The 19436-nt window shown below is 47.9% G+C and carries 16 protein-coding genes; 15 read left to right on the plus strand and 1 reads right to left on the minus strand.

Annotated features, from left to right (window positions below):
• Window positions 1-105: 105 nt before the first annotated feature.
• The 13 genes from PKO01S_RS26100 (at window position 106) to PKO01S_RS26160 (ending at window position 15740) form a co-directional block, all read left to right on the plus strand.
• On the plus strand, window positions 106-816 hold the full coding sequence (locus PKO01S_RS26100) for a cell cycle transcriptional regulator TrcR (protein WP_127534377.1): 711 nt from the start codon (window positions 106-108) through the stop codon (window positions 814-816).
• 1 nt (window position 817) lies between these two features.
• Entirely contained in the window at window positions 818-1912 is a 1095-nt protein-coding gene (locus PKO01S_RS26105; protein WP_127534378.1) for a hypothetical protein, read from the plus strand.
• A 576-nt stretch (window positions 1913-2488) separates the two neighbouring features.
• Window positions 2489-3604: a slipin family protein gene (locus PKO01S_RS26110; RefSeq protein WP_127534379.1), complete on the plus strand. Its 1116-nt coding sequence runs from the start codon at window positions 2489-2491 to the stop codon at window positions 3602-3604.
• Between the two features lie 137 nt (window positions 3605-3741).
• A complete protein-coding gene (locus PKO01S_RS26115) occupies window positions 3742-4905 on the plus strand; it encodes a DUF4317 domain-containing protein (protein WP_127534380.1) in 1164 nt (387 codons plus the stop codon).
• Between the two features lie 388 nt (window positions 4906-5293).
• Window positions 5294-5932 carry a glycoside hydrolase family 11 protein gene (locus tag PKO01S_RS26120; RefSeq protein WP_127534381.1) on the plus strand — a complete coding sequence of 213 codons (639 nt, stop codon included), beginning with the start codon at window positions 5294-5296 and terminating at the stop codon, window positions 5930-5932.
• 204 nt (window positions 5933-6136) lie between these two features.
• Window positions 6137-7426 (plus strand): hypothetical protein, encoded by a 1290-nt coding sequence (locus tag PKO01S_RS26125; RefSeq protein WP_127534382.1) that lies wholly within the window; start codon window positions 6137-6139, stop codon window positions 7424-7426.
• Between the two features lie 32 nt (window positions 7427-7458).
• Entirely contained in the window at window positions 7459-7980 is a 522-nt protein-coding gene (locus PKO01S_RS26130) for a hypothetical protein (protein WP_127534383.1), read from the plus strand.
• 25 nt (window positions 7981-8005) lie between these two features.
• Window positions 8006-8446 (plus strand): hypothetical protein, encoded by a 441-nt coding sequence (locus PKO01S_RS26135; protein ID WP_127534384.1) that lies wholly within the window; start codon window positions 8006-8008, stop codon window positions 8444-8446.
• A 179-nt stretch (window positions 8447-8625) separates the two neighbouring features.
• Window positions 8626-10446 (plus strand): type 2 periplasmic-binding domain-containing protein, encoded by a 1821-nt coding sequence (locus PKO01S_RS26140; RefSeq protein WP_127534385.1) that lies wholly within the window; start codon window positions 8626-8628, stop codon window positions 10444-10446.
• A 74-nt stretch (window positions 10447-10520) separates the two neighbouring features.
• Window positions 10521-11417, plus strand: a complete 897-nt coding sequence (locus PKO01S_RS26145) for an ABC transporter permease (RefSeq protein ID WP_127534386.1) — start codon at window positions 10521-10523, stop codon at window positions 11415-11417.
• Window positions 11418-11428: 11 nt separating this feature from the next.
• The gene (locus PKO01S_RS26150) at window positions 11429-12307 is read left to right on the plus strand and encodes a carbohydrate ABC transporter permease (protein ID WP_127534387.1); all 879 of its coding nucleotides are present in this window, start codon (window positions 11429-11431) and stop codon (window positions 12305-12307) included.
• Between the two features lie 56 nt (window positions 12308-12363).
• The gene (locus PKO01S_RS26155) at window positions 12364-14115 is read left to right on the plus strand and encodes a sensor histidine kinase (RefSeq protein WP_127534388.1); all 1752 of its coding nucleotides are present in this window, start codon (window positions 12364-12366) and stop codon (window positions 14113-14115) included.
• 2 nt (window positions 14116-14117) lie between these two features.
• Entirely contained in the window at window positions 14118-15740 is a 1623-nt protein-coding gene (locus PKO01S_RS26160) for a response regulator transcription factor (RefSeq protein WP_127534389.1), read from the plus strand.
• Window positions 15741-15830: 90 nt separating this feature from the next.
• Here the strand turns inward: PKO01S_RS26160 and PKO01S_RS26165 are convergent, their stop codons facing one another.
• Window positions 15831-16943, minus strand: coding sequence for an ABC transporter substrate-binding protein (locus PKO01S_RS26165; RefSeq protein WP_164779781.1), 1113 nt, complete (start codon window positions 16941-16943; stop codon window positions 15831-15833).
• A 322-nt stretch (window positions 16944-17265) separates the two neighbouring features.
• Between PKO01S_RS26165 and PKO01S_RS26170 the strand changes: the two genes are divergently transcribed.
• Both PKO01S_RS26170 and PKO01S_RS26175 read left to right on the plus strand, forming a co-directional pair.
• Entirely contained in the window at window positions 17266-18213 is a 948-nt protein-coding gene (locus PKO01S_RS26170; RefSeq protein WP_127534391.1) for a hypothetical protein, read from the plus strand.
• Window positions 18214-18265: 52 nt separating this feature from the next.
• Window positions 18266-19144, plus strand: coding sequence for a YwqG family protein (locus PKO01S_RS26175; RefSeq protein ID WP_127534392.1), 879 nt, complete (start codon window positions 18266-18268; stop codon window positions 19142-19144).
• The last annotated feature ends 292 nt before the right edge of the window (window positions 19145-19436 follow it).

Below are 19436 nucleotides of genomic sequence, written 5' to 3' on the forward strand. Positions count from 1 at the left end.
AAAATGTACATATTTATGTCCAGTGATCGTTGGAATCCTTCCACTATTATATTAATATGTTAGTGGAATGTGTCCTTAAAGATTGATGTCTTAGGGAGGATGGATATGAAGAGACAATCATTTATGACGATTGCAATGGATATTAGAAACTCGTCCAAACAAGAGCTGGTAACGAATGAGCTCGATCATATAGCGAAGAAGATTAATCATAAAGAGCGGGAGCATTGTCATATCCCCTTTTCTATTCGAAGAGGAGACGAAATGATAGCGGTATTTTCTTCATTTTCTGCCGGATACGATGCTTATTGTGAATTGTATGATTGGATAGAAGAAAGTTCGAATGATAGAGTCAAGCTGTCGGCCTATATAGGCCTTGGATTTGGTTACATTGACGATGAATCAGAAAGAAGTTTGGATAAAATCAACGGGACGGCCATTAATAGTGCGTTTCGGGCCAGAGACTTTTATTTGAAGCAAAATAAGTCCTACTCCAAGCAATATAATCAAAATGTCAAAGATATTCATACCTTTGCCTATTCCTTGGACGAAACGATTCCTTATGAAGCGATAAATCATATGATCAGCAACATCAATGCAATCGGCGCGAACCGAACAGATAAACAAAAAGAGGTCGTCGGTCTGATAGAGAAAAACCCCGAATTAACAAGCATGGAGATTGCCGACCTCATTGGGATAACGGAGAACGGGGTTTACAAAATTATTCAACGATCGCACTATCAACTCGTAAAGGACGCGCAATATAGTCTTCGCAAGCTATTGGATTTTATACAAATCAATTATCATAGCGGGGGTTAATATGCTTAACGCGGTAATATTTTTCATTCTGGCATGGCTGGCAGTAGAGGTTGTAAAACCGCTTGAACTAAAAGAAAGAAAACTCATTCCTATTGCTGCAGGTTTCTTGTTCCGTCTGATTGTCTTAGAACTGACCGCGGTATTATTCATGCAAGATGAGTTGATAAGTCTGCAAATCGCAATACCAATCCTCGCGGCTCTGCAACTGCTGCTAAGTTGGGGCGGTAAGAAAGTAATGACTCGCAAATGGATGGAACGCAGGAGCGGGCTATTATACATATCTCATATGATTGTGAATATGCTGGTGATTTATTTTCTTCTCTATTACAGCGTTGAAGGCTACAATGTGGAGAGTCATTATGATCATCTGCACAAAATATACAACTTCCTATTCGGCACTGCGGTCATTGTATCGATACAAACGAAGGTTTGTTTCTTCCTAATCGTACTGATTCTATCTGTTAAGGTTACGTCTCAATTTATCTCGCTCATAACGCAGGATCTAAACTCCGCGAGTCCGGATAAACAAAGCCGTGGGACAGCAAGCCCGGGGCAGCAGGAGGTTGTGCAAGGTGAACAGCAAGTTGCTGCTGCGGCGGCGTCTGGTCAAGAGGAAAAGGTTACTCGAAATTTATTGATCCCTCCTTTCCCTCCTTTCTCGTCTAAGAAATTAACCAAAGAAAAAGAAGCGCAAACCGAGCAATACATTCAAAGTGAAGTGGATGCCCTTTATCAATATACAAGAGATCACCAGAAAGATTTTCATATGGAGCGGACACTCGAAATTACCGAGAAGGGCGGCGAGACGGAGGTCAAAAACAAAATCTCTTATCAAACAAGCCGCTTCAACGATTCTTCTCCGTTAATCGCGAGTTATATTGGTATCATTGAACGATTCCTTATCGCAGCTCTCGTAGTGAAAGGTGCGTATGCGGGGATTGCATTCCTCGGTGCACTGAAGGCAATGGCGAGATACAAGCAATTTGATGAGAAAAGTTATGCCGAGAACTTTCTGCTGGGTACATTAGTAAGTGCCCTGTTCGGTTTACTATACGGCTTATTAATTATGCGCATATTTAATCTAGACGTAATCTAGGATATGAAGCGGGGCTGTCTCATTTGAGACAGCTCCTTTTTTATGTTGAGATGGAAAACTTTATCCCCGTTCGTAATACTTTCGCCATGTTCGTTCCAATGGTAATGAGCGATTATAGAACCTGTAAGACACATCGGTTCTTATTCGGACGGTCGTAACGAGGCTGGGACATCGGCTTGTCCCGCAGTGCCGTACCTGTAGGTTACGGTATCCTGTACGATCGGGCCGGTAAGAAACCACCATTTGGGGTTCGATTCCCCAATCGCCTGTGGAGCGATTCTGGTAGAACACTCGACTTTCAATCGAGCGAGCACAAAGTTACAAGGACCAAAGGATAGAATCCAAGCGGCTAGTTGGAGCGCACTGCAGGATGGCTTTGCAATTCGTGGATACCGAGGGTGCGAAATGCCGGGATGCTTGTGAGGATGGAAAAGACAGGAGGACGGCTGAAGCGTGGTCCCTCTCCGAATCGGATGTCCTTAGAAACGACGGGTGGACCGCTTCTCTTAAACGAGATTCCGCCGGAACTGCAGTAGGATTCTTATCCATTGGCCGAATCATCAAGGGGGTAATGAGATGTTCAAAAAAGTTACGATTCAAGCTGACCAGCGCGGTTTGCTCTTTCATAAAGGAAGTTATGTGAAAAAGCTCAATCCGGGGACCTACCGCTTCTTCATGTGGTCACCAACCACTGTCGTGGTGCTGAATATCACGAAACCGTTCGTTGTAGAGGGGAAAGAATTGCAATTATTCCTTCATGATGAAGACCTCGTGCGGGAACTAGATATCGAGCGAGTACAAGATCATGAATACGCGCTACACTATGAGAATGGTCAATTCGTACAGCTGCTTAAGCCTGGCACATACGCTTACTGGAACATACTAGGCAAACATACCTTTTTGCATGCTGACATTAGAAATCCTGAATTGCCTGCCGAGGTAGACCGCTCGATTATACCGAAGCTAATCGTTCATGTACAGTCCTTCGAGATCGGGAGCTGCGAATCCGGATTTTTGTTTTATGATCATGTTTTACAGCGAGAGCTTTCTTCGGGAAAGTATTACTTCTGGAAGGGACCGATTTCGGTTGCGGTCAAACCGATCGATTTGAGACAGCAGCAGATGGATCTCATGGGTCAAGAAATCATGACAGAAGACAAGGTTACGCTGCGCTTGAACTTCGTCTGCCAATACAAGATCATTAAGCCGTTGCGTGCCTTGGAAATGAAATCGTTCGACGAGCAGATCCACATCCAACTTCAGCTCATGCTTCGGGAATATGTCGGAGCGCTTAAATTAGACGAGCTTTTGAAACGGAAGGAGGACGTTGCGTCGTTCATCCTGACCCGTTTACATGAGAAGAGTGAGCAATTCGGCGTACAGTTCTTGAGCGTAGGGGTGAAGGATGTCATTCTGCCGGGTGAGATGAAAGAAATCTTAAACACCGTCCTGCTTGCGGAGAAGAAAGCACAGGCGAATTTAATTACTCGCCGGGAAGAAACGGCCTCGACCCGAAGCTTGCTGAATACGGCGAAGCTGATGGATGAGAACCAGACGCTGTTCCGTCTGAAGGAGCTGGAATTCCTCGAGAAAATATGCGACAAAATTGGCTCCATCTCATTAACGGGCGGCGGAGATTTGTTGGAACGGCTGAGCTCGCTGATTGGCGGAAGAAAGGAAGAAAGCAGCTAAGAACCAGGTAAAGCCCTTCATCCGAAGGGCTTTTATTTATTACTGGCGTTCAGGAGCAATCCGTCGGTTACAAATTCCGCTCCTCATCGGTTATACTGGAAAGGCCATTTCATTTGTTAGGAGTTGTCTGACGGACCATGAACAAGAAGGAACTCGCGCATATTCGCAAGCAGTTGAAGCTGGACCACGAATTGTTATCGATCTACGACATTCTTAACGTGTATATTATGAAGGAAACGAATGAGATTTATCATTACGAGCGTCAGCCATTTGCTATGGTGGAGCGGGAGAAACAGGAGCTCTATATGGGCAATTTCAAGAAATTGCTCACTGGCGAATTGGATCAGAAGCTGTTCGAGCTCAAGTTCCAGGAAGCGGCCGAGGAGCCTTCGAAGGAGCTTCTCCATCAAGCTCTGGTGACCGGCGATCCGGATGAGTGGCATGATCTGATGATTTTGCTCGTAGAGAAAATGCTGAAGGATACGAAATACGAACGGGATACGGTCATTACGTTCGTTCGAGGACAGTATTCGCGGCCGACCATGGCCCGGAACGATGAAGCCGAGACGAGCGATAAAGACGAGATGTTCGCGCATCCGTTCATTCTGTGCAGCATCAACACGACCGAAACACAGCGCAAAACGCTCATGTTCGACTACATCGAGCGGGAGTACAAATATAATCTATTCGTCGATCCGATCATTAAGCTGAACACGCCGGAGCAAGGGTTCTTCTACCCTAGCGTGACGGACAACTATTCCGACGTGAATCGAGTGCTGTATTGCGCAGGTAAGGCGCATGAGCCGAATCAGCATTTTATCGATACGGTGCTGACGGCGGATAAGACGGTGACAGCGTACGAGGAGAAAGCGGTGTTCGAGGAGATCGTTATGGAAGTGGCGGGCGAGCAGATCGAAGCCTCTACGATCGCGATGGTGTACGAGGAGATTCACCGGGTTATCGAGGAACATCAAGGGGAAGAGCCTCCGAAGCTGGACTTTGTCGACGTGGAACGGATGCTGACCGCGAGCGGCGTGGAGAACGTGACGAAGGAGAAAGTGGAGCGGGCGTTCGAGGCGGTCACCGACGACAAATATTATGAGTTCAAGGCGAGCAGCGTCATTCCGAAGTACACGACGAAGTCGATCAAGATCGAGACGAAGGTCGCGACGATTTCCGTCAGCCCGCAGGATCTGAGATATATCCGGCAGGTTAATTTCCAAGGAAAACGCTGCGTGATGATCGAGGTCGACGAGGATGTCGTGATCGAAGGGTTTACGCTTAATTCGGAGACGCTATAAATCGATCATTATCGAATAGACGGATGGTTAGGGAGACGCTTAATTTTAGAAATTAGGCGTCTTTCTTTTTGTTTATTGGAGAGGGACTGACCGAACTTCAATGAATCAAATACATAGAATATTATTCCATTTTTATGATACTGTTATTTCTTTTGACTCATAATTATTCAAATGTAAACAAATGAGAATTAATAATGTTGGGGTAAATCTATAATTTGTTAAGTTGTTATGTATACGCTTTCATTCTATAATTCAATTATTCAAGATTTATATTATCTTGAGTTTCTGCCTAAAGAAGTGGGGAAAGGGAGGAAATTAAAAAAAAGGTCAATTGGTTTAAAATTTAAATGAAAAATACAAATGAAACAACATTTGAGGGGGAAAAAATATGTTTAATGTAAATAAGAAGATGTTGACGGCATTGGTGGCAGCTTCAATGACTTTTAGCGCGTTTGCAGCAACGACGAGTGCGGCAGCGACGGACTACTGGCAGAACTGGACCGATGGCGGCGGAACGGTAAACGCAACGAACGGTACTGGCGGCAATTACAGTGTTAATTGGTCCAACACGGGTAACTTTGTTGTCGGTAAGGGCTGGAATACGGGTAATGCTTCACGGGTAATCAACTACAATGCTGGTGTTTGGTCGCCGTCCGGTAACGGTTATTTGTCCCTCTATGGATGGACAAGAAACTCCCTCATCGAATATTATGTCGTGGATACATGGGGCACATATAGACCTACGGGATCGTTCAAAGGCACGGTGTCCAGCGATGGCGGCACCTATGATGTCTATACGACACAGCGCGTGAATCAGCCTTCCATTGACGGTACGGCAACGTTCACCCAATATTGGAGCGTCCGCCAATCGAAGAGAACGACGGGTACGAACAACGCCATTACTTTCAGCAACCATGTTAACGCTTGGAAGAATTTCGGCATGAACCTGGGAAGCAGCTGGTCCTACCAGATGTTCGCGACAGAGGGCTACCAAAGCAGCGGCAGCTCTAATGTAACGGTGTGGTAAGAGGTAGACAGAATCTATGATAGGGATAAAGCCGTCGGTCTCGGGACCGGCGGTTTTATGTTTTATCCAAAATCGTTCTATTCTTAAGGCCGGCCGCCCGGAATTCTGACGAGGAAGTTGACTGTGTAGTATAGTCGTCATACTTTCACCGTGTTCGATTCTCTAGAGATTAGAGAAAATAGATACACAAGGAGTGGTGAAGAAATGAGACTTTTTAATTCCTCTGAGCCGATTGAGTACGAAGGATTGATTCCAAGTGCGTACAATAGATGGGGGAACGATGCGGTACTCTTCAGGGTAAATAAAGGACTAGGAAAGTTGTCTAATAAGTACGGTAGAGATAAAAAAGGTAATGCGTATAGATTCTTACTACTAGATGATAAACCATTAATTAATAGCTATGGAGAGGAACTTTATTGTCCAACTTGTGCTAAGATTTTAAGTATTGGTTTGGGCAGGGAAAACGTTAATCAGAGCTTAATTGACACAATCAAACGCTCACAAGATCCAGGCAATGAAATTACGGATGCCTTTGAAAATATAAAACCTATGCTATCCATTTTAGAAAATGGCTATTATTTGTTATCGCGCATAGAGATGTTTCCAACTGACGGGGAAGGAAATTTTTATTGGAACTTGTCTAGTTCTAAGAGGCTCTATAAAGCACCTGCGGATATATATTATAAGCTTCATATCCGTTCAGGGACTCCTGCATTCCTCCTTCCATCTCAGAGTTTGAAATGTTTGAATAAAGAACAGGTAAGTTTTTACTTAGATCAGTTGAAGAATGGTAAAACGATGACAGGGCTCGTCTATTACTATGAAGGATTCATGAGCACATTATTAGATGGGCATCATAGAGCAACCGCAGCTTATATAGAAAATAAACCTATTGAGTGCTTAACCATTATAAAAGTAACAGGATTAGGATTCGATCAAGGCAAAAAGCCAGATAAGATTTATGCTGGCGGTGAAATATATGAACTCAGCTTATTTAGTAAGCCTGAGAGGATCTATAAATATCTAAGTAAGACATTTGATTCGAGTAAGTCGCAACTTGAAGTTCAAGAGGTTGAAAAGATTCTTGGTGATTGTCGAAACATGTGGGCAAATGAAGCAGCTTCTGTAGATCATGATTTTGGTAAGAGGATTTATCCGGACTATTTATCAATCGCTTTTTCAGATATGGCGGGGGATGTGTCGGATGGACGCATTGATGATGTTATAGGCAGGCGAGATGACGAGGCAGAGTTTGAGTTGGAAATGATTTTTAAAAAACTGCAAATACAGGAGCTTAACAGGGCGTTCAAACTTGCAAAGAGAATAATCAACGACCCAAATTGGACGGCACTGCTTGAAGAAGTATTCCGTTACATAGCTACAATAGACAGTACGGAAGTTGAAGATTTATTTATTCGTTATTTAATAGATACTGATTATGATTCGAAAGATATATGCCGAAAGATAGCAGATGAATATTTGAATAATAGATAATTATATTAACAACATAAATATAGGGGGAGAGAATGAACAGCGACCTTTTTAACAAAATAAACGGTTATCTAGAGGGTCTTAGCACAATAAATACTTATTTCGGTAACTGTTACGGCCACAAATATATATTTGCTGAGATCGTCCAACCTATCGAGCAAGCGGTCACTTACTATAATAAAACCGGTAATTTGAGCAGGCACCATGATATTAAGTATCTCCCGCTAGTCGTAGTGGATGACTGGAAGGATTCCTTATTTCAACGAAGTGCAGACTGGTTTTTCTCGCTTTATCGCATGCAAAATTTCCAAGTTGAAATCGGATACCATGATGGTGAAGGAAACGAGTTACCTTTACAACCTGCAGAATACGATAAAAGTATGAACTTTGTCAGTAACAAACTGATAGAATTGCTCGAGCAATTTTTTGAGGGTAGAGATGTAGAGGTCTTTCTTATGAATACCCACGTTGAAGAGAAGGACGAATTTGATTGGGAGCAATTCTATTTTACTGTCGATAATAGGGTGTTTGTGTTGGAGTTTTATCAGTGGGGATAGTGCTTATACGAAGGAGGTAGCGGTGATGGTTGAAAGTGCCAGACAAATACCTTTAGAGGTATGGCAGAACCCGCAAGGCGACGTCATTCTGAAGGTTTCAGAAAGAGAGTGTCATGTGTATTTTGGATGCTGGGATGAAGAATCTAACCCTGCCGATTATATTGCTAAGTTAACATTTCAGAACTGCTCGGCGGCCAAGTACACACATGACGAACACTTGCCGTACAAAATTGTGGGGCAGAGGTACCACTCGTGCATTCTAATTGTTGAGCATTCAAGATGGCTTAACGAACGGATGGCTAGAAAGCAAAAGTTTTATTCCAATAGCCTTCCGAGTCATGATTATAAGCATTTTGTAGTGCATGGTCATGAGGTTATCGTGGAGGTAATTGCGAAAGATTTTACGCTTGAACGAATAAGTAAGGAACAAGCAGGTGAGTTCGCTAGACTGATTGATGAGGGTTAACAGATGAAACAAGATGACGTGCAATAGAGCCTAACCCCACCAGGTTAGGCTATTATCATTTCCCCACCCCCAATGTACACTTTCCTCTATCAAGTAAAAAATCATATATATAAATAACATTGTTAGGTCCATATAATTTGACTCATACCACTCACTACTGTAAAGAAAAGGGGAAACGTATGAGTCGATATGTGAGGCATACCAGGTTATCCGCGCTTATCATCGCGATCGGGCTGACGACGACGTTGGCGGCGTGCTCGGGCGGCGGCAGCGACAAGCAAGACAAAGAGACTCCGCCGGCAAGCACAACCACGACGAATACAACCGAGAAGAACACCGACGCAAGCGCAACGGATACGGAAACGACGAAGCCAACCGAGCTGTGGAATCAAAAGTTCGACCCGCCGGTGACGATCACAACGGCGATCTTGGACGACGGCACGTCGAGAGGCAATGCATTCAAGCCCGGCGAGTCCATGGAGGACAATGCGAATACACGCTGGATGAGCGAAAATATGGGCATCAACGTGAAATTCGATTTTATCGTGACGAAGCCGGAAGATTACGAGACGAAGCTGCGTCTCCTGCTGTCGAGCGGCGGCAAGCTGCCGGATGCGTTCGCTGCCGGAGGAGATCCGCTGCAAAGCTTGCTCGAGGCCAACAAGCTGATGCCGCTGGATGAAGCGATCGAGAAGTACGCGCATCCAGAGTATAAGAAGCTGCTGGAGAAGTACGGCTACGCACTGGGCGAAGTGAAGAAAGACGGCAAAATTTACGGTCTGCCAGCCTTCTTCATGGGGGATGAAGGCACGGTCATGTGGATCCGCAAAGACTGGCTGGACAGTCTCGGACTTCAACCTCCTGCGACGCTCGATGAATTCGAAAACGTTCTCGATCAATTTACGACGGGCGATCCGGATAAGAACGGCAAGAACGACACGATCGGTCTGGCCGTACCGCTGAAGGAAGGACCCTGGACTTGGATGGGTCAGACGGACGCAATCGTAAGCGCTCTCACGGATCAAATGATCAATACGTACGACGTGCGGTTATTCTGGAACAAAGGCGCAGACGGCAAGCTGAGCTACGGCGCGATCCATCCGGACGCGAAGCTGTATCTGCAGAAGATGCGAGATTGGATGAGCAAAGGATACATGGACCAAGAAGCGGGCATCAAGGATCCGGCGAAGGCGTCCGAGCTGGCAGCCAGCGGCAAGGCCGGCATTATGTTCGGACCGTTCTGGATGGGCGAATGGCCGCTCGGAGATGCGACGAAGAATAATCCGAAGGCCGATTTCGAACCGTATCCGCTGCCGGCTGGCTCAACAGGCTTGGTAGGCCGCGCGGAGAAGCCGCTGACCCAAGGGTTCACCGTATTCCGCAAAGATTTCAAAAATATTGAAGCCTGGTTCGCGTACTTCAACAAAATCTTCGCGAAGAAGCTGGAGATGACAGGCGATCCGTACTTCGATCCGCGTTGGAAGGACGGCTACTACGAAGGCTACGATTACGTGAAACAAGACGGCAAAATCATTAAGAGCAATTATGAGGCTGCAGGCGTGCCGGCAGATAAGTGGCCGCTCAAAGACGGCGGCAATATCGACATTCGGTACATGATGACGAATATTTTGGGCAACTTCACGAGCATTCCTCTGTCCAACGTGGATGCGGTCAAGAAGTTCCTGACCGATCCGAATGCAGAGCCTGTAACGGCCCTCGAATTCGACACCAAGCAAATGAAGAAGAGACAGCTGGATGCAGCGGGCGTTCGGATTAACCAGACCGTCACCGAAGGCAAGAACTATTTCACCGGTGCAATGACGCCGACGATGAAGTCCAAGGGCGAACTGCTGAAGAAGCTGGCGACGGAAAGCTATCTGAAGATTATCTATGGAGAGAAGCCGATCGAGTACTTCGACGAGTTCGTGAAGCAGTGGCTGGATAACGGCGGGCAGAAGATTACGGACGAAGTCAACGAATGGTACGCGAAGAACCAGTAGTCATTCAAGAGGAGAGGGCAGCCTTGGCGCGCTCGCTCCTCCTCTATTTTTCTTAAGGATAGGAAGGATGCGTAATGGCAGCATATTGGCGTAAAACATGGCCGTTTCACGTTCTGCTGTGGCCGGCTCTAGCATTGTGCATCGTATTTCAATATATCCCGTTGTTCGGGGTCGTTATTGCTTTCCAAGATTATGAGCCATGGCTCGGAATCAAGGGCTCGCCTTGGGTAGGGTTTGCGCACTTCCACTACCTGTTCACGTACCCGGACGGCAAGCAGATCATATGGAATACGTTGATCATCTCCGCGTTCAAATTAGTCGTGAATTTAATTATCCCTATCGTATTCGCTCTGCTGCTCAATGAAGTTCGTAAGGTGTATTTCAAAAGAGTCGTGCAGACGCTCGTTTATTTGCCGCACTTTCTGTCGTGGGTCATCTTGGGCGGCATTCTGATCGATATTTTGTCGACGGAGGGCGGCATCATCAACCGCGCGCTCAATTCGTTCGGCATCGACAGCATCTTCTTCTTAGGCGACGGGCAGTGGTTCCGGTTCACGGTCGTGCTAAGCGACGTGTGGAAGGAGTTCGGGTTCTCCGCGATTATATTCCTGGCTACTCTCGTAGGCATCAATCCGGCATTGTACGAAGCAGCCGAAATTGACGGGGCATCCCGTTGGCAGCAGGTTACGATGATCTCCGTTCCGCTCATTATGCCGATCATCATCGTCGTCGCGACCTTGTCGCTAGGCCGGATTTTGGATGCTGGATTCGATCAGATCCTGAACTTGTATAACCCTCTCGTCTACTCACACGGGGATATTATCGATACGTTCGTCTACCGGGAAGGCTTGAATAACGGACAGTTCAGCTTCGGAACGGCGGTCGGTTTGTTCAAATCGGCAATCGGCTTCATCCTGATCGTGATCAGCTACCGAATGGCCTTCAAGCTAGCCAATTACCGGATTTTCTAAGGAGGTCGACCATGCGCTACCGCTCTAGAAGCTACACCGTATTCACGTACTCCAACACGGTCTTTCTTAGTCTGCTGTCGCTCGTATGCATTCTCCCTCTCATCCACGTGTTTGCCCTGTCCTTAAGCTCGCGGGCTGCGGCAACGGCCAATATCGTCAACTTCTGGCCCATCGGCTTTACGACGGACGCTTACGTGAAGACGCTCGGCAACGCGGCGTTCCTCCGGTCGTTATGGATCGGTCTGGAGAGAACGGTATTAGGCACGATACTGTCGATGGCTGTCGTGACAATGGCGTCGTATAGTTTATCGAAAACGAATTACAAGTTTCCGGGGCGCACCGTGTACATTTGGATTTTCGTCTTCACGATGCTGTTCTCCGGGGGATTGATCCCTTCTTATATCCTAATAAGCAAGCTGCATTTGATCGATACGATCTGGGCGCTGGTACTGCCTTCGGCCGTGAGCGTATGGAATATGATTCTGATGCTCAATTTCTTCCGGACGATTCCGCAGGACTTGGAGGAAGCGGCCCATATTGATGGAGCGGGCCATCTGCGGGTGCTGTGGAGCGTCTATTTGCCGGTATCGATGCCGTCCATCGCGACGCTGTCGCTGTTCACGATGGTGTTTCATTGGAACTCCTGGTTCGACGGCGTCATCTATATGTCCAATCCTAGAGAGTATCCTCTGGCCACGTATTTGCACTCTATGATTGTAAGTGACAACCTATCAAGAGTCGGTGTAACATTAGAAAGCATAGATAATTTTTCCAATCGAACGATCAAATCCGCTCAAATTTTTATAGGAGCATTGCCTATTCTGATCGTCTACCCATTCTTGCAGAAGTATTTTGTCAAAGGAATCGTACTCGGCTCAGTGAAATCCTAAAACGATTTCGGTAAGCTGCCCAAACCTCCCAAATCGGATCGAATCGGGTGAACTTCATGTTGAGAGTCAGAAGCGGACCGGTCGGAAAACTGAATATTTTTACGAAAATTATGATCGTCATCGTCCTGATGCTGACCCCGATTATCGTCATGTACAATTCTTCGAATAAAACGAGCACCGGCGTTGTCGAGCAAGAGCTGCTTCAGATCAACCTGAACCGGATCCGGTTCTTCGTCGAACAGATGGACGTCGAGGCGGACCGGCTGTGGCGGGCTGCGTTCGTCGTCGCGGCCGACCCGGATACGCTGCAATTGCAGCTCCGGTCTTCGGAACCTGATTATTCCGTCCTGGCCTCGAAGAGACTGCTGCTGCAGAAGCTGGATATGCAGTCGACTACCTTCGAATGGGTGAACGATTTTACCGTCTATTCACCGCTGTCGGATGTCGTGGTATCGACGAACTTGAAACAGGTTTACGATAAGGAGTACTTCAAGAGCGCGAGCCAGGAGCATTGGGATTACCGCGTTATCGTAACGGACCGGGGCCCGGAGAAAGCGTTCGTGCGGGACTTGATCACGCCATTCGCGTCGCTGTCCGAACAGGGCGATCCGAACTTGTATGTCGAAGTAACGTTCTCATCGGCCAACCTGGTGAAGATGCTCGAGCGGTTCATGCAAGGCAGCGTCGGACAGCCGTTTCTCTACCATCCGGGATTTGACCCGATCATGCCGAGGGAGCGCGATTCCGTGCTGATCGACGCGATGGCGGAGCAATTCGAACGAATCAAAGCGCCGAACACGAGCGAAGGCTCGGTCAAAATCACGTTTCGGAACGAACCGTACTTAGTCAATTACGTCACCTCGGCATCGCTCGGATGGTATATGGTCGACTTCCAGCCGTTGGCGAAGGTGCTTGCACCGATCGACCACAGCAAGCGGATGTTCTATGCCGCAGGTTTGCTGCTGCTCGTCATGGGCATCGCCTCTGCAGCCTTGCTGTACCGCAATGTGCAGAAGCCGATCAACGATCTGATTCGGGCTGTCAAATCGCTCCGGCGGGGCGCGTACGATCACCGGATCAAGCCCAAGTCGAACAATGAGTTTCATTATTTGATCGAGCAGTTTAACTTGATGTCCGAAGATATTCAGACGCTGATCGATAAGGTGTACGCGGAGCAGCTCCATGCGAAGGAATCGTCGCTCAAGCATTTGCAGGCGCAGATCAATCCGCATTTTCTGTACAACAATTTCGCCTATATTCAAAGCATGGCGCAGCTGGAACGGACGAAAGTGATCGTTGCTTTCACGCAGCATCTCAGCCAATATTACCGGTATACGACCCGGACGGAGCAGCAGCTCACTTCATTGGCGGAAGAAATGGATCTGATTCGCAATTACTTGGAAATCCATCGGATGCAGTCCGAGCGGCTGCAATTTCATGAACATATCGAAGACGGCATGATGTCCATTCTGATGCCCCGGCTGCTGCTTCAGCCGCTTGTCGAGAATGCGATCGTGCACGGGATGGAAGGCAAGGCAGGCAAGTTCGAGATCGTCATCACCGGCAGCAGAACCGAGGACGGGTGGGAACTCTTCGTCGAGGACAATGGTGTGGGCATGCAGCAGGACGAAATGGAAGCGTTAAAAAGCTCTTTGCTCTTGCAGGGCAGCGCGGACCGCAGCTTGGGTCTCCGAAACGTTCATCAACGGCTGAAACATTATTTTGGACCCTCCTCGGGTCTTCGGATTGAACATTCCTCTCTGGGCGGGCTTCGCGTAGGGCTGATGATGAAGGACGGAGGCGATTGACGATGTCGATGTTGGAAGTTCTAATCGTAGACGATATCCCCTCTCAAGTGGACAGCTTCGCGGCTACGATTCCGAAGGATGAGCTCGGGATTGGGCGCATTCATACAGCTTATTCCGGCCAAGAAGCGTTGGAGCTCTACCGTGAACATAACATTCACATTGTCATTACGGATATCCGGATGCCGGAGATGAGCGGAATCGAGCTGATCCGGCATATCCGTGAAATGGGACGCAAGGTGAAAATTGTAGTGATTTCGGGCTACGCGGATTTCGAATATGCCCAAAGCATCGTCCCCTACAATACATCCGGCTACTTGATGAAGCCGGTGAACCCGGACCAGATGCGGGAGACGCTGGCCAAGCTGGCCGAAGAAATCCAGTGCGAGACGAGGCGGCAGCAAGAGCAGCATCGCGATGCCTACGCTTTTCGGGAAAATCTGCCTGCGCTGCAAGGCGAGCTGCTGAACCGTCTGCTGTACGGAAACGGCATTCCGGGCGGCGAGCTGGAGCGGAAGCTTTTTCTGCTCAACCTGCCCTTCTCTCCGCAGCAGCAGGTCGGACTTTTCATCGTACGGCTGGAGGGCAAGCTGCAAGAGTATGAAAGGCTCGATCAGCAGCTGATCGAATACGCGGTTACGAATATGGCGGAGGAATTGTTCCGGGACGCCTATCATTTGTGGTTCTGCCGCGACCATAACGAGTATCTGGTCTGCCTCGTCACGGCGAAGGAGAGGACGGGCGCGGACGGGCGGGCGCTGCACGATGCGATGGACGCCAAGGCGGCTGCGCTGAAGAAGAAAGCGGAATCGCTCTTAAGCGGCAACATCTCAATCGTGTTGGCGGAGAACTGGTCGTACTTCCCGGAAGGCGTTCCGGGCTTGTACCGGTCGGTCATCGATGGCATGAAGGTCATTGAAGAGAAGCGGCAAGGCGTGTTCATGCGGATCGCAGGCAATCTCGATCAGGTTCGGATCGGCACGTTGACGTCGCTGTACCGGCCGCCTCTGCTGATCCATTTGCTCGATACGGGGAACTGGGGACAAGCGGAGGAGAAGCTGAACGATATATTCGCTGAGCTGAAGAGCGTGAACTATCCTCCCGAGCATGCGAATGAAGCTTATTTCGCCATTGCCAATGCTTATCAGTATATGGCGCACAAGAGAGGGAAGCTGCTCAGCGAGATCGGCGCCTCTTCCTTCGGTCTTATGCCGGCAGCACCATCCATCAAGCAGTTGGAGAAGTGGGCGTTTACGATTCTCGGGTGTCTGCGGGCGCATTCGGCGGATAAAGCCGTGAAGCCGGCTAGCCTCGTCGATAAGGTTCATAAATTTATCGAGGAGAACATGAACGATAATTTGTCACTGCAGACGATCGCGGCGCATATCGGTCTTCATCCCGCCTACTTGTCGAGAGCCTATCGGGCCGAAACGGGCAACAATCTGAGCGATTATATCCAGCGTTACAGGATGGAGCTGGCTTCGTATTTGCTGCGCAGCAGCAATAAGAAGATTTATGAGATCGCCCAGCTCATCGGCTATCAGGCGGTGCCGCATTTTATCAAGCTGTTCAAGGCGTTTACGAACATGACTCCGCAGGAATTCCGCGACCGGGCGGGCGTGTCTTGATCTCAGCTTGTTGTAACTAGATGTGCTCCCCGTCCTAATAGGCCGGGGAGTTTTTATTTTTCACACGGATTCATTGAGTCAGTCGGCTCGCTAATTTGGAGCAGTTAGCATCGCGGTTTCTATTTGCTGTAAGCCTTCCATTGTAGCCGTATTACTCTCCATTAACTCATTCATAACGGTTCCTACAGTTTCTAATAATGTGGAGTAATACTGGTCCGGCATGGACATCATGATTTCATTGTAGGATTTAGTTGTTTGAGATGAGAAATCCATGTTTCTCAAGTAAGAGAACTTGACCGATTTATCATTGTTCGATTCCATATTTCGTGTTGTTAATTCTCCTTGTTGTTGGAATACCCTTGTCATTTTTTCTCCCATTATGAAACTCAGAAACTCTTCTGCTTGTTTCTTATTTGCTGTATCCGCTGGAATAGCTGCAATTTCATTAAGATGTATGAATGGCACATTTGATAACGAGCTGTCTGACTGGTGAGGCATAGGGGCAACCATCCATTCGAAAGGTCGGGCAGCTTGATTTTGTTTTTCTTGAAGAGAACGGATATAGTCACTCGTTTCGAACTTAAAGGCAACTTTTCCCTGTTCGAATAAATCTCCGTTCATAGGATCTATGCTGTCCTCGATGCGAATTGCCTTATCCTTGAAAGCCTGTCTTACTTGATCAAATACTTTCTCCCACTCTGAAGTGGCCAAGACGATATTATCATTTTGATAGAAGGTCAGTCCCTGAAGCGTACCTAGAATTAGAGCAAATAGCCCAGCATTACTGCTTGTAGACATCCCCGCATTTTCTGGACCAAAACGGTTCAAAGTCTGAAAATATTGATTCCAATCCATCGAGGAATCTTCACTTGGGAGCGGTACACCTGTCTGTTCGAATAATGATTTATTAATAAAGAGCGCATCAGCATAAAAAGTAGGGGAAAAACCATAGATCGATCCATCTCGTGATAATTGTTTAATTACCGATTGGTTCCACAATGATCCGTCCTTTACCAATTGGTCAATCGGAGCAAGCTTATTATTATGGAGCAGATCATCGTATTGATAGAGTTGTTTCAGAAAAATGAAGTCAAAGTGTTCTTCCGATATCAATTTCTGTAGTTCCTTATCGGGATCTTTGCCTTCTTCTCCATAAATTTGTTTCAATGGAACAACATCAAATGTCAGATCGCTGCTTTCCATCGAATAAAAATTCCCGAATCGTTGCATAAATAAAGCTTCATCCCAATATAAGACTTTTAAGTTGTGAGTCGATTCTTTCTCGGAGCTAGATGGAGTCGAACAACTGGATAGAATGAATGCGGAAGCGACTAAGAGTAGGCCAAGTCGACAGGAATACATTTTACAAATATTATTCAAAAGCAACCCCCGTTTACAATTGATGATTATTAATCCATATATTAGCATGGCGGCAGCTCCTCAGTCTATTAAGGAGCATTCTCGTGCAACATTTCCCACTAGACTGCGTTTAGGTGTATATAGCACTGGGGGAGGCGCAAATACCTTGAGAAAGTATAAAAACAAAGCGAGCCGCATCGTTATCGGACTGACGGCAGCGTCCATGCTGCTAGCGGCTTGCTCGACTGTAGATAAGCACAAAAGCGATCCTGGATCTCAGCAGCAGGAAGCCGGTATTTCAACCGCAGCAGATGAGCAGGACAATACGGCGGAGACGAAGCCGAGCGAAGGGGCAGGCATTACGGAAGATGCATCAGTCGAGGGGACTGATGCGGATACTGCCGCCAATGCAGGCACCGATGTAGCCACCGACAAGGCTTCCGCTGAGAACGCCACTGAGGCTGATGTCGGCAAGCCGACCGAACCGATCGCTTCTTTGCCAGAGAAGGACATCTATCTATATCCGGAAAAGCAGAACAGCGATGCCGGCGTTCTATTGCAGATTGGAGAGCATAAGCAGCATTTCGACTGGCTTTATGACACACCGCGAATGGTCATGCCACAGTTGCAATTAAGCGATTACGACGGCGATAAGAAAGAAGAATTGGCCGCTGTAACGTATGTGGGCTCCGGAACGGGCCTGTCGATCTACGAGCTTCATATGTTGGAAGGCATAGGGGATGAGGCTCCGTATCTGGATCATGTGTTTGCGGAAAAGGACTATCTCGCCCAGCTTAGCCAAGCGCTCGCATTCAAGAAGGTCATGAAAGACGGTGTATTGTACGGTCAGATTACGATAGGCGGACAGAAGTACGAGGTCAGTCTGGCTGATTTTCAGAAGGGGTACGGCGAAGAGAAAATTGCGGATAAGCTCGGATTCGGCGCAATTATTCAATTCCAGGCCGAGCAGGGGAAGCTGGCGTTCACGGCGGCGGTAGGTCTCTTTATTGACGGCGTTGCGGAACCGCAGTATATCGGCAGTGTCGAGGCAAACGTAACTTATAAGTCCGGCAAGTTTAAGCTGGATCAATTCCGTTTCACGGACGAAGTATAACAGCGAGTTTGCCTCAGTTCTGTCCGTAGTGAACGAATAGAGGGAGGTTGCAATGAACGACAAGGACATATTGAAGCTGCTCGAGGATTCGGGGCTTGCGGCTTACAAGGAGCGGATTGCACCGCTTATCTTCCCGTCTTTGCGAATCGGGCTGGAGCCGGTCGACGACGGCGCCGTTCCGGTTGGTGGGAGCAAGCTCGGGGGAGTACCGGACCTTCCGCCGCAGACGGAATGGCCGAGCTGGAAACAATACAGCATGTCCTTCATCGCACAGATCGATCTGAGCGAGCTGCCCCAGCCTTCGCCGCTGCCGGAACGCGGATTGTTATCGTTCTTCTATACGGTTGAGGGAATGTATGGGGATCTGGAGTTTTATGGCGACCCGGACACCTGCAAAGTGATTTATACTGAAGAGGCCGAGCAACGAACCGGTCTGGAACGCAGAGAACAGCCGGATAAGTTGTCGCCGGACGCCGTCTTGAGGCCGAACCGGCTTACATACGAGCAAGAGCTGTGCGTGCCGGCGTCGGAGTCAGCTTATCTTGAGGACATGGGACTTGGCTGGGGCCTGAATCAGGAACTGTTCGAGAAATATTGGGATGTGTTTCTCAGTCAGTACCGGGAGCGGGCGCAGAAAGACGGCTGGAGCCATCGGTTGCTGGGGCATCCCGATCAGATTCAGGGCGATATGCAGACTGCGTGCGAAAAGATGACGGAGTGGCATTCTTACTCTGCTTTGCCGGAGTCGGAGGCGAGACAACGCCTCTTGCAAGAGGCAACGAAGTGGCGTCTGCTGCTGCAGATCGATTCCGAGGAGGAGAAGACGGGAATGATGTGGGGCGACGTCGGACGAATCTATTTCTGGATTCGGGAGGACGATCTGTTGAGCCGCCGTTTCGACCGTGTCGTATGTGAGATGCAATGCAGTTGACATAGGTTATCGTGCAGTTGATATCAACTATGGCCACGAAGAGGCTCTGCCAAAGCAGATATGGTGACTGATACTGCTGATACTGTTGTTGCTGCTGCTATTGGTGCAACTGCTGCAACTGCTGTTCGGTGAAAATAAAGAGTTAGACTGGAGTCGTTGAGTTACCGCGGTTTTTGAATTGAAGAATCATCAGCTTTTAAGTTTTAGACTGATCCATTAAAATAGCAGCGGCTGATCAAGACTTTAAAAAATAAAGTCTTAGACTGCCGCTGTTGTCATTCAACTAACGTTT

It is taken from the genome of Paenibacillus kobensis NBRC 15729 (genome assembly GCF_004000825.1).
Taxonomy (GTDB): domain Bacteria; phylum Bacillota; class Bacilli; order Paenibacillales; family Paenibacillaceae; genus Paenibacillus_T; species Paenibacillus_T kobensis.